The organism is Streptomyces sp. NPDC020681 (assembly GCF_044334895.1).
Classification (GTDB): Bacteria; Actinomycetota; Actinomycetes; order Streptomycetales; family Streptomycetaceae; genus Streptomyces.
In genome coordinates, this window is the sequence record NZ_JBIRTX010000024.1 from 1 (window position 1) to 12636 (window position 12636).

Annotated in this window: 12 protein-coding genes; 3 read left to right on the forward strand and 9 right to left on the reverse strand. The window is 71.5% G+C overall.

The features are described from left to right. Nucleotides 1-120: 120 nt before the first annotated feature. The 5 genes from ACH4YL_RS35245 to ACH4YL_RS35265 all read right to left on the reverse strand — a co-directional run bounded on the left by ACH4YL_RS35245 (nucleotide 121) and on the right by ACH4YL_RS35265 (nucleotide 6310). Nucleotides 121-1128 carry an adenosine deaminase gene (locus ACH4YL_RS35245; protein ID WP_398511602.1) on the reverse strand — a complete coding sequence of 336 codons (1008 nt, stop codon included), beginning with the start codon at nucleotides 1126-1128 and terminating at the stop codon, nucleotides 121-123. Between the two features lie 16 nt (nucleotides 1129-1144). Then, nucleotides 1145-2053, reverse strand: coding sequence for a ribonuclease Z (locus ACH4YL_RS35250; protein ID WP_398511603.1), 909 nt, complete (start codon nucleotides 2051-2053; stop codon nucleotides 1145-1147). 34 nt (nucleotides 2054-2087) lie between these two features. Further along, nucleotides 2088-2447 carry a histidine triad nucleotide-binding protein gene (locus ACH4YL_RS35255; protein ID WP_398511604.1) on the reverse strand — a complete coding sequence of 120 codons (360 nt, stop codon included), beginning with the start codon at nucleotides 2445-2447 and terminating at the stop codon, nucleotides 2088-2090. 93 nt (nucleotides 2448-2540) lie between these two features. Then, nucleotides 2541-5750 (reverse strand): S41 family peptidase, encoded by a 3210-nt coding sequence (locus ACH4YL_RS35260; RefSeq protein ID WP_398511605.1) that lies wholly within the window; start codon nucleotides 5748-5750, stop codon nucleotides 2541-2543. A 47-nt stretch (nucleotides 5751-5797) separates the two neighbouring features. After that, nucleotides 5798-6310, reverse strand: a complete 513-nt coding sequence (locus ACH4YL_RS35265) for a hypothetical protein (protein WP_398511606.1) — start codon at nucleotides 6308-6310, stop codon at nucleotides 5798-5800. 74 nt (nucleotides 6311-6384) lie between these two features. On the opposite strand from ACH4YL_RS35265, the gene ACH4YL_RS35270 reads away from it, so the two are divergent. Further along, nucleotides 6385-6771: a hypothetical protein gene (locus ACH4YL_RS35270; RefSeq protein ID WP_398511607.1), complete on the forward strand. Its 387-nt coding sequence runs from the start codon at nucleotides 6385-6387 to the stop codon at nucleotides 6769-6771. A gap of 14 nt (nucleotides 6772-6785) precedes the next feature. Here ACH4YL_RS35270 and ACH4YL_RS35275 read toward each other — a convergent pair whose 3' ends face one another. The 4 genes from ACH4YL_RS35275 to hrcA form a co-directional block, all read right to left on the reverse strand. Then, nucleotides 6786-7529, reverse strand: a complete 744-nt coding sequence (locus tag ACH4YL_RS35275) for a 16S rRNA (uracil(1498)-N(3))-methyltransferase (protein WP_398511608.1) — start codon at nucleotides 7527-7529, stop codon at nucleotides 6786-6788. Next, entirely contained in the window at nucleotides 7529-8599 is a 1071-nt protein-coding gene (locus ACH4YL_RS35280) for a nitronate monooxygenase (RefSeq protein ID WP_398511609.1), read from the reverse strand. Before ACH4YL_RS35280 ends, ACH4YL_RS35275 begins: the two co-directional genes overlap by 1 nt. Nucleotides 8600-8704: 105 nt before the next feature. Beyond that, on the reverse strand, nucleotides 8705-9844 hold the full coding sequence (gene dnaJ / locus ACH4YL_RS35285) for a molecular chaperone DnaJ (RefSeq protein WP_398511610.1): 1140 nt from the start codon (nucleotides 9842-9844) through the stop codon (nucleotides 8705-8707). Further along, entirely contained in the window at nucleotides 9845-10870 is a 1026-nt protein-coding gene (gene hrcA, locus ACH4YL_RS35290) for a heat-inducible transcriptional repressor HrcA (protein ID WP_398511611.1), read from the reverse strand. Nucleotides 10871-11039: 169 nt separating this feature from the next. Here hrcA and ACH4YL_RS35295 point away from each other — a divergent pair, with 169 nt between their 5' ends. Beyond that, nucleotides 11040-11771, forward strand: a complete 732-nt coding sequence (locus ACH4YL_RS35295; protein ID WP_398511612.1) for an MBL fold metallo-hydrolase — start codon at nucleotides 11040-11042, stop codon at nucleotides 11769-11771. Nucleotides 11772-11781: 10 nt separating this feature from the next. Next, nucleotides 11782-12591, forward strand: a complete 810-nt coding sequence (locus ACH4YL_RS35300) for a DUF3097 domain-containing protein (RefSeq protein ID WP_398511613.1) — start codon at nucleotides 11782-11784, stop codon at nucleotides 12589-12591. The last annotated feature ends 45 nt before the right edge of the window (nucleotides 12592-12636 follow it).

The following is a 12636-nucleotide window of genomic DNA, read 5'->3' on the forward strand; positions in this document are numbered from 1 at the left end:
TCCTCCACACCTACAACCACCACCGCAGCCACACCGCACTCGAAGGCAAACCACCCATCACCCGCGTGAACAACGCTCCAGGGCAATACACCTAGGGCCTTTCGTCTGGGTCAGGCCGGCTCAGTCCGGGCGCCGGACCTCGAAGTCGTACGCGTCGACCTCCGCCAGCAGCCGTGCCCGGCGCTCCTCGTCGTCGTCCAGGAACGACGCCAGGAAGGAGTTGCGGGCCAGCTCCCGCAGCCGCTCCTCGCCCAGCCCCAGCGCCTCGTGCACCGCGTGGAACGTGTCCCCGACATAGCCGCCGAAGTACGCCGGGTCGTCGGAGTTGACCGTGCACAGCAGTCCCGCGTCGATCATCCGCGGCAGCGGATGCTCCTCCAGGATGTCGACGGCGCGCAGCCGCACGTTCGACAGCGGGCACAGTGTCAGCGGAATCCGGTCTCGCGCAAGACGCTCGACCAGTTCCGGGTCCTCCATGCAGCGCAGCCCGTGATCGACGCGTTCGACGCCGAGGATGTCCAGAGCCTCGCGGATGTACTCCGGCGGGCCCTCCTCGCCGGCGTGCGCCACCTTGCGCAGACCGAGCGCGGCAGCCGCCTCGTACACCTCGCGGAACTTCGACGGCGGATGGCCCGCCTCCGCCGAGTCGAGCCCCACCGCCGTGATCCGGTGCAGATGAGGCTTCGCGGCGTGCAGGGTCTCCAGCGCGGACTCCGCGGACTCGTCGCGCAGGAAGCACATGATCAGCCGGGTCGAGATGCCGTGCCGCTCCTCGCTCGCCTCCAGCGCCCGGCCGAGGCCCTCGATCACCGTGCCGACCGGCACGCCGCGCGCGGTGTGCGCCTGCGGGTCGAAGAAGATCTCGGCGTGCCGCACGCCCTGCTCGGCGGCCCGCTCCAGATAGGCGTCGGCGAGCTCGGCGAAGTCGTCCTCGGTGTGCAGCACGGCCATCAGGCCGTAGTAGAGGTCCAGGAAGGACTGCAGATCCTCGAAGAGATAGGCGCGGCGCAGCTCTTCGGTGTCCTTGTGGGCGAGCTCGACGCTGTTGCGCGCGGCGAGCGCGAAGGCGAGTTCGGGCTCCAGGGTGCCTTCGATGTGCAGATGCAGTTCGGCCTTGGGGAGGGGCATGAGCCGTTCGCCTCGCTCACTGCTGACGTTTGGGCAGGGGCACGCGCAGCAGGTCCTTGGCGACGGTCAGCTCGCCTTCGAACCCGGCGGGGCGCGCCTGCCGCTCGAATTCCTCGGCGTCGTTGTAGCGCTGCGAGAAGTGGGTCAGTACCAGATGCCGCACACCCGCGTCGCGGGCCACGCGCGCGGCCTGTCCGGCGGTCAAGTGGCCGTGGTCCGTGGCCAGTTGTTCGTCCTCGTCGAGGAAGGTGGACTCGATGACGAGCATGTCGCAGCCGTCGGCGAGCGCATGCACGCCGTCGCACAGCCGGGTGTCCATGACGAACGCGAAGCGCTGACCGGGCCGTGCCTCGCTGACGTCCTCCAGCCGCACCCCGTTCACCTCGCCCTCGCGCTGGAGCCGGCCGACGTCCGGGCCCTGGATGCCGCGGGCGGCGAGCGCCTCCGGCAGCATCCGGCGGCCGTCCGGCTCGGTCAGACGGTAGCCGTACGACTCGACGGGGTGCGAGAGCCTGCGCGCCTCGAGTGTGTACGAGGCGGTCTCGGCGAGCACCCCGTCGGCGGCGACGGACGCCTCGGTCAGCCGCACGGTCTCGCGGTACGCGGTCGCGTACCGCAGCCGCTCGAAGAACCGCTGCCCACTGGCCGGATAGTGGGCCGACACCTCGTGCGGGACCCGGTCGAGGTTGATCCGCTGGATCACTCCGGCGAGGCCGAGGGAGTGGTCGCCGTGGAAGTGGGTGACACAGATCCGGTTGATGTCGTGCGCGGCGACCCCGGCGCGCAGCATCTGCCGCTGCGTGCCCTCGCCGGGGTCGAACAGGATGCCTTCACCGTCCCAGCGCAGCAGATAGCCGTTGTGGTTTCGGTGCCGGGTCGGGACCTGGCTGGCGGTGCCGAGCACCACCAGTTCGCGTACGGACAAGATGCGTTGCCTCGTTACAACTCGGTCTGAGGGGTTATCCCGGAGGCCACTCGAGGCCGCGGCCGCCGAGCAGATGGGCGTGGGCGTGGAAGACGGTCTGCCCGGCGCCCGCTCCGGTGTTGAAGACGATGCGGTATCCGGTGCTGTCGGTCTTCTCCTCGGCGGCGACCTCGCCCGCCTCGCGCAGCACGTCGGCGACCAGCTGCGGCGCCGACGAAGCGAGGTCGGCGGCGTCCCGGTAGTGCGCCTTCGGGATGACCAGGACGTGGGTCGGGGCCTGGGGGTTGATGTCACGGAAGGCGAGGACGGTCTCGGTCTCCCGCACGAGGGTGGCCGGTACCTCCCCCCTGACGATCTTGCAGAACAGGCAGTCGGCCTGCGGTTCACCCGCCATGCGTGGGGTCCTCCTCGCGTGTGTCCCTTACGCGCCTCATGCTATCGGCCAACTCCACCCACGCCCCTCGCCCGTCCTGGGCCCCGGGAGCCCTCAGTCGAGCGGATCGAGCGCCGGGGGCGACTTGGGCGGGTTCTCCGTCATGACGGCCAGGCCCATCCTCACTGCCTCGTCCAGTTGTGGATCCCGGCCCGCGGCATGGTCCTGCGGAGCCATCACCACCTCCACGTCCGGATCCACTCCGTGGTTCTCCACCCGCCACTCGTAACCCTCCAGCCAGAACGCGTACTTCGGCTGTGTCACCAGCGTCCCGTCCACCAGCGAGTACCTGCTGTCGATGCCGATCACGCCGCCCCAGGTCCGGGTGCCGACCACCGGGCCGATGCCGAGCGCCTTGATCGCCGCGTTGACGATGTCGCCGTCCGAGCCGGAGAACTCGTTGGCCACCGCGATCACCGGCCCGCGCGGCGCGTCCCGCGGATAGCTGAAGGGCTGCATCCCGCGCGGCAGGTCCCAGCCGACGATCCGGCGGGCCAGCTTCTCGACGACCAGCTGGGAGGTGTGGCCGCCGCGGTTCTCGCGTACGTCCACGACCAGGCCGTCCCGCGCGACCTCGACCCGCAGATCGCGGTGGATCTGGGCCCAGCCGGGCGCCTGCATGTCCGGGACGTGCAGATAGCCGAGCCGGCCGCCGGACTTCTCGTGGACGTAGGCGCGCCTGTCGGCGACCCAGGCGTGGTAGCGCAGCGGTTCCTCGTCGGCGAGCGGCACGACGACCGCGTGCCGCGGATCGCCGCCGCCCGCGGGCGAGACGGTCAGCTCGACCGGCTTACCGGCGGCGCCGACCAGCAGCGGCCCGGGGCCGGTGACCGGGTCCACCGGCCGGCCGTCGACCGCCAGGATCGCGTCGCCCGCGCGGATGGCGACGCCGGGCGCGGCGAGCGGCGAGTGCGCGTGCGGGTCGGACGTCTCGGACGGCAGGATGCGGTCGATGCGCCATGTGCCGTCCGCGGCACGGGAGATGTCCGCGCCGAGGAGGCCCTGGCGTGCGGAGCGCAGGCCGTTGCCGCCGCGCGGGGTGACATAGGCGTGCGAGGTGCCGAGTTCGCCCTGCACCTCCCAGAGCAGATCCATCAGATCGTCGTGGGTCGCCAGGCGCGAGAGCACCGGACGGTAGCGGTCCAGTACGCCGTCCCAGTCGACGCCGCCGAGGTCCGCGCGCCAGAAGTTGTCGCGCATCAGCCGGCCGGCCTCGTCGTACATCTGCCGCCACTCGGCCGCCGGGTCGACGAAGCGGCGTACCCGCGACAGGTCGACCGTGATGTTGGTGTCGCTGTCCTCGTCGCGCGATGCCCTGCGGTCGCTCGGCACGACCTTCAGCTTGCCGTCGGTGTAGAGCAGCACCCGCTTGCCGTCGCCGCTGACGGAGAAGCTGCTCGCGTCCGCGGAGAGCTCCTCGCTGCGCTGCTGGACGAGGTCGTACCGCTCCAGCGCGGTCTTCGGGCCCGGGTCGTCCGGCGTGGCACGGGTCGCGCCGAGGGCGCCGCGCAGCGGGTGGCGCAGCCACAGCAGGCCGTCCTTGGCGGCGCGCAGCGTGGAGTAGCGGGCGGCCTCGACGGGGAAGGGCACTATCCGGTCGGCGAGCCCTTCGAGGTCGATACGGGTGATGGACACACCGTTCTCGTCGTCGTCCTGGGCGCGGTCACGGTCCTTGTCGGCCTCGAAGGCCCTGCCGTGCCGCTGCGGACCGAACGGCGACGGCGTGGTGGCAGCCAGAGTGATCAGATGCGGGCGGCAGCCGCCGACGAAGGCCAGGTCGAAGACGTGTGTGTCATAGACCGGGTCGAAGGCGCGCTCGGACAGGAACGCGAGGTGCTTGCCGTCGAGCGTGAAGGCGGGCTGGTAGTCGCAGAACCGCAGCGGGGTCGCCTCGGAGACGGACAGATCCGCGGTGTTGGCGAGCTTGAGATGGCGCAGCGGCGACGGGCCGGGGTGGGACCAGGCGAGCCAGCCGGAGTCCGGCGAGAAGGCGAGGCCGGTGGCTTCGCCGTGCTCGCTGCGGTCGACCAGGCGTACTTCGCCGGACTCGCGCTCGACGAGCAGGACCCGCCCGTCGTGCGAGGCGACGGCGGCGCGGCTGCCGTCGGGCGCGACGGCCAGGCTCAGCACGCGGCCGAGCTGTCCGGCGCCGAGCCTGCGCGGCGGCGTACCGGGCGCGGGACCGGTGGCGGGCGCGAATTCGAGGGCGTCGTCGCCTTCGGCGTCGGTGACCCAGACGACATGCTCCTCGCCGTCGGCCCGGAAGGTGCGCGGCAGCCTGGCCCGTACGCCGGGCTCCGCGGCCAGCGTGCGGGCGGGCCCTTCGCGGTGGGTGACCCAGTGGATGCCGCCGCGGATCTCCACGGCGCTGCCGCGGCCGGTGTGATCGGGCGCGGCGGTGCCGAGATGGCGGTCGGCGTTGACGGGCCGCGGCCGCAGGTCGGTGCGCTGGCCGCCGAGCCGGATGTCGAGGCGGCGGGGCTCGGCACCGTCGAGGTCGTCGACGATCCACAGTTCTCCTGCGGACGCGTAGACGACGCGGGTGCCGTCGGTGGCGGCGTGCCGTGCGTAGAAGCTGTCCGTGGGGGTGTGCCGCCGCAGACCGGATCCGTCGGGCAGCGACGAGTAGAGCGCTCCGACACCCTCGTGGTCGGAGAGAAACGCGACCCGCTCCCCCACCCACAGTGGGTACTCGACATTGCCGTCGAGCTCCTCGTGCAGGCGGACGAACTCTCCGTCGCCCTGCCCGTCGATCCACAACTTGCCCGCTGTGCCGCCCCGGTAGCGCTTCCAGGCGGCGGCCTCACGGCCCATCGTGGCGGACAGCAGCAGCATGCGCTGCCCGTACGCGACACCGCCGACCGGCCCGTACGGCAGCACGGCAGCGGGCCCGCCGTCGAGCGGCACGGCCCGCGCCCAGGTGCGGCGCAGCGAGGCCTGGCCGTGTGTGCTGAGCGCGAGGACTTCACCGTCCGGGGTCCAGCCGCGTACGGACGTCTTGAGGCTGCCCCAGTACGTCAGCCGGTCCGCGGGACCGCCGTCGACGGGCGCGAGATGCACCTCGGGCGCGCCGGCCCGGCGGGACGTCCAGGCTATGTGCGTGCCGTCGGGCGAGATCCGCGGATGGTCGACGGGCACGCCGTCGGCGCTGACGCGCCAGGCCCGGCCGCCGTCGAGCGGGGCGACCCAGACGTCGTCCTCTGCGGTGAAGGCGATCAACTCGCCGTGGACATGCGGATACCGGAGGTAGGCAGGCTGCGTCACACGGTCACCCTAGGCAGGCCGGTGCCACCCGGTCACGGCTTTGGGGATCACTTGTCGGGCGCGTCGGGCGCCTTTGTCACGGTCTCGGTCACGGTGACCGTGACGGTGGGGCGCGGGCCGCCGGGCCGCGGCGGCGAACTGGTGGGCTTGGCGGTGCAGTTGCCGAGGACGGTGGCCTCGAAGACGACCTTGCGGTCCACCTTGGCCATCAGGTTGCCGCGCACGCAGCTGCCGGAACGTTCCTCCGTCACCTTGCCCTTGAGCGTGATGTCCTGCCCGGAGTCGGTCTCGCCCTGGCAGTCGACGGTGGCGACGCTCGCCTTTGTGGGCGACTTCGTGGCGTTGCCCGCACTGGTGGTGGCGGTACAGCTGAGCCAGCGCACATCGAAGCCGATGCGTTCGAGGGTGCTGGTCCCGGTCTTGTCGGTGGTGACGGCGACGGCGGCGGAGTTCAGCCCGCCGGCCGTCGGCTCGCATGCCGCGATCCCCGCAACTGCCGCTCCGGCGACGGCGATCACGGCGAACCGTCTGTGCCTGAAACTCCGTTCCATTCCCCGCATGGACGGCAGAGTGGCACCCCGCGCCAGGAAGGAAAAGAGTGGTTGCGGCCACCTTTCCACCGTACGGTCGTGGAATGACCAGGAAGCTGATCCGCCCGCGCCGGCTCGTCGTCGACGAGGACACGGTCTATGTGTGGACGGTGCGGCACCGGCACACGTCGGACCGGGGAGCGGTCAGCGACTGCCGCACGCTGCTCGCGGTGCGCCGCGAGGGTACGACGGCGCGGCTGGAGTTCACCTTCCGGCAGGTCAAGGGCCGGTACATCGCGGAGACTTACTTCAGCTCGGGCGACGTCGGCGACACCGCGCAGAACTGGCTGAACCTGTACGAGCCGGGTGTGGTGCGTCGTCTTGTCGACGAGGCGACGACGAGAGGGCTGCTGCCGGCGGCGTACGGAACGACGGAGGTCGACGGCTGGCCGCTGTTCGACGCGGTGGTGGCGGCAGCGTCGGAGGACTAGGGCCGGATCTGGCCCTAGGACCAGCGGCCGGTGCGGCCGAGCAGCAGGGCCGCCGCCGCCGTGCCCGCCGTCGACGTTCGCAGAACACTGCGACCAAGGCGGTACGGCTTTGCTCCCGACTCCGCGAACAGCGCCAGCTCCTCCGGCGAAACGCCGCCTTCCGGGCCGACGACCAGCACGATCGAGCCCTCCGCCGGGAGTTCCGCCGTGGCCAGGGGCTCCGCGCCCTCCTCGTGGAGCACCGCCGCGAAGTCGGCTTTGGCCAGAAGTGCCGCAACCTGCTTGGTCGTTGCTGCGTCCGCGACCTCCGGGAAGCGGAGCCGGCGCGACTGCTTGCCCGCCTCGCGAGCCGTGGCCCGCCACTTGGCGAGGGACTTCGCGCCGCGCTCGCCCTTCCACTGAGTGATGCAGCGCGCCGCGGCCCACGGCACGACTTCGTCCACACCGGTCTCCGTCATGGTCTCGACGGCGAGTTCGCCGCGGTCGCCCTTCGGGAGGGCCTGGACGACGGTGATACGGGGCGAGGGCTCGGGTTCCGTCGGGAACTCGAACGGCTCCACGATCAGCCGGTCCTTGCCCTCCGTCCGCAGGACGACACCGGCCGCACCGCGCCCGTGGCCGTCGGTCAGCACGATGTCCTCGCCGGACTGCAGCCGGCGTACGGACACGGCGTGCCGCCCCTCGGGCCCGTCCAGCGTGAGGACCGAGCCCGGCCCCACGCCATCGAGTGAGTCGACGAGAAAGACGGGCGCGGTCATCAGCTGCCGCCCAGCGCCAACGCGGCGCGCGCGGAGTCCAGTTCGGCGGCCAGCACCTCGACCAGCTGCGCGGCGGGCAGATCGCGCGCCAGCCGGTGGCCCTGTCCGGCCCACAGCGCCATGCCCTGCGGGTCGCCCGACTTGGCCGCCGCCTTGCGCAGGCCGCTCGTCAGATGGTGCACCTGCGGATAGGCGGCCGGGGCGTACCGGCCGTGCTCGCGCATGAAGCGGTTCACCAGCCCGCGGGCCGGCCGCCCGGAGAAGGCGCGGGTGAGTTCGGTGCGTACGAACAGCGGGTTGGTCATGGCCTGCTTGTGCAGCGTGTTGGCGCCGGACTCCGGACAGACCAGGAACGCCGTGCCGAGCTGCGCCCCGACCGCTCCGGCCGCGAGCGCGGCGGCGATCTGACCGCCGCGCATCAGGCCGCCGGCCGCGATGACCGGCAGCTGCACGGCCTCGCGGACCAGCGCAATGAGCGTGAGCAGGCCGACGCCGGTCCCGTCGGCGGCGATGTCGTCACGGTGCGTGCCCTGGTGTCCGCCGGCCTCGATGCCCTGGACGCACAGAGCGTCGGCACCGGCCCACTGCGCGGCCTGCGCCTCTTCGGGCGTGGTGACCGTGACGACGGTGAACGTGCCGGCCTTGGCGAAGGACTTGAGCACATCGCGGCTCGGGCAGCCGAAGGTGAAGGAGACCGCGGCCACCGGGTCGTCGAGGAGGATCGCGAGCTTGGCCTCGTAGCCGTCGTCACGCCCGGAGTCGGGGTCGCCGAGCGGGGTGTCGTACCAGGTGGCCTCACCGGCGAGCTGATGCCGGTAGACCTCGACGGCGGCGGGGTCCGCGGTGTTCGGCTGCGGCATGAAGACATTGACGCCGAAGGGCCGTCCGGTGAGGCCCCGGATCTGTTTGACCTCCTGGTACATACCGTCCGCGGTCTTGTACCCGGCAGCGAGAAACCCCAGCCCACCGGCCTCGGACACGGCCGCTGCGAGCTGAGGGGAGGAGGCACCGCCCGCCATGGGGGCCTGCACGATCGGATACCGGCAAAGATCGGTCAGTGCGGAGGACATGCGTGCATGGTGCCATGCCACTCCGCGCCCATCGAATCCGGAGGCGGGCCGCACTCCGCAAGGGGGTGCGCCCCGCCCTGTCCGGGCACCGGCAGACGCCTCGGGCTACCGACCGTTGAACGCGTCCTTGAGCCGGGAGAACAGGCCCTGCTGACCCGGCTGGAACTGGCCCAGCGGGCGCTCCTCGCCGCGCAGCTTCGCGAACTCACGCAGCAGCCGTTCCTGCTCCGGGTCCAGCTTGGACGGCGTCATCACCTCGACGTGCACGATCAGGTCGCCGCGGCCGCCGCCGCGCAGATGCGTGATGCCGCGCCCGTGCAGCGGGATCGACTGGCCGGACTGCGTGCCGGGACGGATGTCGACCTCCTCGAGGCCGTCGAGCGTCTCCAGCGGCACCTTCGTGCCGAGCGCGCCCGCCGTCATCGGGATCGTCACCGTGCAGTGCAGATCGTCGCCGCGCCGCTGGAACACGGCATGCGGCAGCTCGTGGATCTCCACATAGAGGTCACCGGCGGGCCCGCCGCCGGGGCCGACCTCGCCCTCGCCCGCGAGCTGGATCCGGGTGCCGTTGTCGACGCCTGCCGGGATCTTCACGGTCAGCGTGCGACGGGACCGGACGCGGCCGTCGCCGGCGCACTCCGGGCACGGCGTCGGGACCACGGTCCCGAAACCCTGGCACTGCGGGCACGGCCGCGACGTCATGACCTGGCCCAGGAACGAACGCGTGACCTGGGAGACCTCACCGCGGCCGCGGCACATGTCGCAGGTCTGCGCCGAGGTCCCCGGCGCCGCGCCCTCACCGGAGCAGGTCGTACAGACCACGGCCGTGTCGACCTGGATGTCCTTCGTCGTGCCGAAGGCGGCCTCGTTGAGGTCGATCTCCAGGCGGATCATCGCGTCCTGGCCCCGCCGCGTACGCGACCGCGGGCCCCGCTGCGACGCCGTCCCGAAGAACGCGTCCATGATGTCCGAGAAGTTTCCGAAGCCACCGGCTCCGAAGCCGCCCGCGCCACCGGCGCCGCCGGCCTGGGACAGCGGGTCGCCGCCGAGGTCGTAGACCTGCTTCTTCTGCGGGTCCGACAGCACCTCGTACGCTGCGTTGATCTCCTTGAAGCGCTCCTGAGTCTTCGGGTCCGGATTCACATCCGGGTGAAGCTCACGCGCCAAGCGCCGAAACGCCTTCTTGATCTCGTCCTGAGATGCGTCGCGGCGCACGCCGAGTACGGCGTAGTAGTCCGTGGCCACTTACGACTCCGCCAGGATCTGTCCGACGTAACGTGCCACTGCGCGTACCGCTCCCATCGTTCCGGGGTAGTCCATGCGGGTCGGTCCGACCACGCCGAGTTTGGCTACTGCCTCGTCGCCCGAACCGTAGCCGACCGAGACGACGGACGTGGAGTTGAGGCCCTCATGGGCGTTCTCATGACCAATCCGTACCGTCATGCCCATGCCGCCCGATTCCTTGGCCTCGCCGAGGAGCTTGAGCAGCACCACATGCTCTTCGAGCGCCTCCAGCACCGGCCGGATGGTCAGCGGGAAGTCGTGCCCGAAGCGGGTGAGATTGGCGGTGCCGCCGATCACCAGACGCTCCTCGGTCTCCTCGACCAAGGTCTCGAGCAGCGTGGAGAGCACCGTGGAGACGGCGCCGCGGTCCTCCGGCTCGAAAGAGTCGGGCAGGTCCTGCACCAGCTGCGGCACATCCGCGAACCGGCGTCCGACGACCCGGCTGTTGAGCCGGGCCCGCAGATCGGCGAGCGAGGTGTCGCCGAACGGCGCGGGGCAGTCGATCATGCGCTGCTCGACCCGTCCGGTGTCCGTGATCAGCACGAGCATCAGCCGGGCGGGCGCGAGGGAGAGGAGTTCCACATGCCGGACGGTCGACCGGGTCAGCGAGGGGTACTGGACGACGGCGACCTGTCGGGTCAGCTGCGCCAGCAGCCGTACCGTACGGCCGACGACGTCATCCAGGTCCACCGCTCCGTCCAGGAAGTTCTGGATGGCGCGGCGCTCGGGCGACGACAGCGGCTTGACTCCGGCCAGCTTGTCGACGAACAGGCGATAGCCCTTGTCCGTCGGAATCCGTCCGGCGCTGGTGTGGGGCTGGGCGATGAAGCCCTCCTCCTCCAGCACGGCCATGTCGTTGCGCACGGTGGCCGGTGAGACCCCGAGCTGGTGACGCTCGGTGAGCGCCTTGGAGCCGACGGGCTCCTCGGTGCCGACATAGTCCTGGACGATGGCGCGCAGCACTTCGAGTCTGCGTTCGCTGAGCATCGCGCACACCTCCAGCTGTGGATCCTCGGTGGGGACTGCCTTGGCACTCGATACGTCCGAGTGCCAGCATTTCCCCGTGCCAGTGTACGGCCGTGGGGTAGGCACCTAGCAAGGGCGGCCGGCCACGCTACCGCGCGCTTGTGCTGGTCGTTGCCAGTAGCGTCGCCGTATGGACGTCAGTTGGGAAGACTTCGGCTGGGAGCGGCTGGCCGACGGGGTGGGGCGCCGACGGCTGCCGGTCTGGGACGCGACCATTGGTTTGATCGCCGGCGAGGACGCCGTCCTGATGTACGACACGGGTTCCACGCTCCGCGAGGGCGCCGAGCTCCGCACCCAGGCGCAGGCGCTGCTGGGCGGCCGCCGGGTGACGCATATCGCACTGAGCCATCCGCATTTCGACCATGTGCTGGGGACGGCGGCGTTCGCGGGGGCCGAGGTGTACGGGGCGGTCGGCGTGGCCGATCTCATGCGGCGGGACCGGGACGAGCTCCGGGCCGAGGCCGTCCGGGAGGGTGTCGGCGTGGAGGACGCGGCGGAGGCGACCGATCTGATGGTGACGCCGCAGCATCTCGTCTCCGGCGAGTGGACGCTGGACCTCGGTGGCCGCCAGGTGCTCCTGGCCAACGTCGGCCCCGGCCACACGGGTCACGATCTGGCCGCGCTGGTGCCGGCCAGCGCGGCCGGCCCGGAGGTCGTGTTCTGCGGCGACCTGGTGGAGGAGTCGGGCGAGCCGCAGGCGGGCCCGGACGCGATTCCGTCGCGCTGGCCGGCGGCGCTGGACCGGCTGCTGTCGCTCGGCGGCGAGGACGCGGTGTATGTGCCGGGTCATGGCGCGGTGGTCGACGCGGACTTCGTCCGGGCACAGCGTGAAGCGCTGGCGGAGCGCTTCGGGGTGTCGTAGCGTCGGCCAAATGCGCAGCTACAGCCCGGACCTGACGCCCCCGTGGAAGCGGTCGACACCGGTCCCCGAGGTGCCAGCGGAACCCGATCTGGTCGTGGAGGAGGTCGCCACGGGCTTCTGCGGGGCGGTGATCCGCTGCGAGGCGGGGACCGTGACGCTGGAGGACCGCTTCGGCAAGCACCGGGTGTTCCCCCTGGCCCCGCGCGGCTTCCTGCTGGAGGGCCGGGTGGTGACCCTGGTCCGCGCGTCCACGGCGGCCCCGTCCGCTCCGGCCCGCACGGCCTCGGGTTCGGTCGCGGTCCCCGGCGCGCGGGCCCGGGTGGCGCGGGCGGGCCGCATCTATGTGGAGGGCCGGCACGACGCGGAACTGGTCGAGAAGGTCTGGGGCGACGACCTCCGCATCGAGGGCGTCGTCGTCGAATACCTCTCCGGCATCGACGACCTCCCGTCCATCGTCGCCGACTTCGCCCCGGGTCCCGACGCCCGCCTCGGCGTCCTGGTGGACCACCTGGTCCCGGGGTCGAAGGAGGACCGGATCGCGGCCCGCGTCACGAGCGCCCACGCGCTGGTGGTGGGCCACCCGTACATCGACGTCTGGGAGGCGGTGAAGCCGTCGTCCGTTGGCATCCGGTCCTGGCCGACGGTCCCCCGGGGCGAGGACTGGAAGACGGGCATCTGCCGCGCACTGGGCTGGCCCGAGAACACGGGCGCGGCATGGCAGCACATCCTGTCGCGGGTGACGACGTACAAGGACCTGGAGCCGGAGCTGTTGGGGCGGGTCGAGGAGCTGATCGACTTTGTGACGTCGCCGGCGGGGTGACGGTCCCGGGAGTCTTTCCCCACCACGCCGCTTTCCCGAATCGGG

What these genes read in the sequence shown, in the direction of transcription:
- ACH4YL_RS35245 (WP_398511602.1), bottom strand. Translation starts at nt 1,128, where the DNA reads ATGCCCCTCCCCAAGGCCGAACTGCATCTGCACATCGAAGGCACCCTG.
- ACH4YL_RS35255 (WP_398511604.1), bottom strand. Translation starts at nt 2,447, where the DNA reads ATGGCGGGTGAACCGCAGGCCGACTGCCTGTTCTGCAAGATCGTCAGG.
- ACH4YL_RS35265 (WP_398511606.1), bottom strand. Translation starts at nt 6,310, where the DNA reads ATGCGGGGAATGGAACGGAGTTTCAGGCACAGACGGTTCGCCGTGATC.
- ACH4YL_RS35270 (WP_398511607.1), top strand. Translation starts at nt 6,385, where the DNA reads ATGACCAGGAAGCTGATCCGCCCGCGCCGGCTCGTCGTCGACGAGGAC.
- ACH4YL_RS35275 (WP_398511608.1), bottom strand. Translation starts at nt 7,529, where the DNA reads ATGACCGCGCCCGTCTTTCTCGTCGACTCACTCGATGGCGTGGGGCCG.
- ACH4YL_RS35280 (WP_398511609.1), bottom strand. Translation starts at nt 8,599, where the DNA reads ATGTCCTCCGCACTGACCGATCTTTGCCGGTATCCGATCGTGCAGGCC.
- hrcA (WP_398511611.1), bottom strand. Translation starts at nt 10,870, where the DNA reads ATGCTCAGCGAACGCAGACTCGAAGTGCTGCGCGCCATCGTCCAGGAC.
- ACH4YL_RS35295 (WP_398511612.1), top strand. Translation starts at nt 11,040, where the DNA reads ATGGACGTCAGTTGGGAAGACTTCGGCTGGGAGCGGCTGGCCGACGGG.
- ACH4YL_RS35300 (WP_398511613.1), top strand. Translation starts at nt 11,782, where the DNA reads ATGCGCAGCTACAGCCCGGACCTGACGCCCCCGTGGAAGCGGTCGACA.